This is a genomic window from Paraburkholderia podalyriae, from assembly GCF_014397785.1.
Taxonomy (GTDB): Bacteria; Pseudomonadota; Gammaproteobacteria; order Burkholderiales; family Burkholderiaceae; genus Paraburkholderia; species Paraburkholderia podalyriae.
Map to the genome: position 1 here is coordinate 1 of NZ_VZQQ01000195.1, position 2128 is coordinate 2128.

Annotated in this window: 2 pseudogenes; one reads left to right on the top strand and one right to left on the bottom strand. The window is 56.7% G+C overall.

The features are described from left to right. Positions 1 to 1487: 1487 nt before the first annotated feature. Positions 1488 to 1699, top strand: a pseudogene (locus F6X42_RS42405) (alanine racemase C-terminal domain-containing protein); the annotation flags it as partial. Positions 1700 to 1790: 91 nt separating this feature from the next. Here F6X42_RS42405 and F6X42_RS42410 read toward each other — a convergent pair. Continuing rightward, a pseudogene (locus tag F6X42_RS42410) lies at positions 1791 to 2018 on the bottom strand (IS6 family transposase); the annotation flags it as partial. Between the last annotated feature and the right edge of the window lie 110 nt (positions 2019 to 2128).

The following is a 2128-nucleotide window of genomic DNA, read 5'->3' on the forward strand; positions in this document are numbered from 1 at the left end:
CGGATATCAGTGTGATCCACCGTCGACCTTACTGCTACGCCGCCCTCAGGGAATTCTCGCGCCTATGAAAAAGCGAAAAATCAAGCAAAAAAAATCAACATCGCGATTGACATGGAAAGTCATATCAGTATCCAGACGTGACGCTCCGGGTGCTGAAAGGTGCGGGTGCGGTGTGCGGTGAGGGAGCCGCCCAGAAGATCCTGACGCAATGCCCTGCTGAGCGGTTCTGCGCGCTCCCGACTGGCGAGATCTGCGTCTATGGGATCAACGAGATCTCGAACATGACGCAAATCACTGCGCGCGAAATCGCCGCTGTCGTTGCCGCGAAGTGCCAATCCGACGCAATGCCGCTACCGGCGACGTGGTGGGTAGGAAGTGTCCTTCTTGGGACCGGCTTACTGGCGGGCTTTGTGCTGGGGAAATACATGAAAAGGCGGTAGGCGATCAAAGGCGAACCGAATTCGCCGACATCGACTCGATCAATCCCGTCATTCGAGCCTTCCGTTATAGAGCGAAGCGCGCAGCATATGTCGCTCAAGCGCAAACAACTTGGCGAACGCTTTGCCATGTGGCATCGCTTTGCTGGGTTGGCCCAAACTCCGTCTGCTTTCTGAGCAGTCTCGCGCGAGCTGCACTTTTGCGCCGTCAGCGATTTAACGTGACAAAGCCCTTCACTGGTAGGGCGTATGCGACATGACTGGAGATTATCAGGCAGGACTGGGGCTGTCGCGTTGCGCTAACCGCTTGGCGAGTGCATGATTGATCAAGCCTGTGTGCGCAGGACGAATTCCTGTTGGCAGCAACAGCCCAGAAACTTTGGACGAATGGTCCGGAGGCTCGCTCCGCGCGACGCAGCGATGACTGCGATGGCGGTCTAAAGTGAAAAGAGGAGCGAAAGTCCTCGTCATCTGGATGCTCCAGGATCAACCGCGCCGCACCACAAACTGAGAAGTGCTGCGCTCCACGTCCACACCGAGTTTTTCAACACCATCGGCCGACAACGGAACAACGACCACCGCCGATGCCCACGCCCATCTGCGGATGCATAGGGAAAAACACGCGCATTCGCTATGCTTTAGTTATGTAGACGGCATTCGCAAGAATATCCTTCCGACCACGGGGCAGATGATCCGCCCGACTCAGGGACCGAATGTTGCGTTGATCGATTTATGCATGGGAGACAACCATGGTCAGGCTTTTCTGCATATTGGCTCTAGGGGCTGGCATCGCGGGGTGTGTCATCGCCCAGCCGTACGGCTATCCGGGGTATGGATATGGTCCCGGCTACTACGCGCCTAGCACCAGCATCGGTGTGGGCGTGGGAGGCGGCAGCTTCGGCGGGGGCGTAGGCGTCGGTGTCGGGGTTGGTTTCTGACATCCCCGAATGAACCCGTGCGCACCACGAGCGTACTCAGGCACCCGTACGCGAGATCGGCGTCCGAAATCAGCGTCATCGGCATCCGAGCAACTCACGCGTGAATCAACTCGTGCCCCGCGTCTCTATGCATATGTAACCGTGGAACTGACGCCCTGCCCGTCTGTGGGAATTGGCTCGAAAATTCGAGCTCTGGGTGAGCAGGTGAAGATTGACGATGTCGCGTCCGCTGCAGGCACGATTGGATACAAACTCATGTGCGCATTGGCGCTTCGCGTGCCGGTTACGGTGCCTAGTTTCATCAGGCTGATCCGGACGGATTGATGTCAATTCATTTCTGCTATGCCAATGAGATGCTCAATGGGCATTATCAACTTGTCGAGGCTGGGTCATAAGAACGGCAGGAAGAGCAATCTCAGAAAGCGTAGGACGGATTTTGGGCGAGTTCGGCGAATTCACGCCAGGAGACGAACCGGGCAGCAATCTCTTTGCGATAAAGTGAAGCGTGCAGCAGGTGCCGCTTGAGCGCAAAGTGTTGCCGGATCGGCCCGAAGCACGAGAGAAATTCCTGTGTGCGTTTCGGGTGGCGAAAACCGCGCATGCGACGTTCGCGTTCGCGCGTCGGTTGATGGCTTCTATGAGCAGAAAGTTGTCAAGGCCATTTGCGAACTGGCTTACAAAGGATGGGTCAAGTCTCTTTCTCCTCGCTGCAAAGTGGTGACATGCTGGCGTATGGCGGCAAGCGCGAGTGAT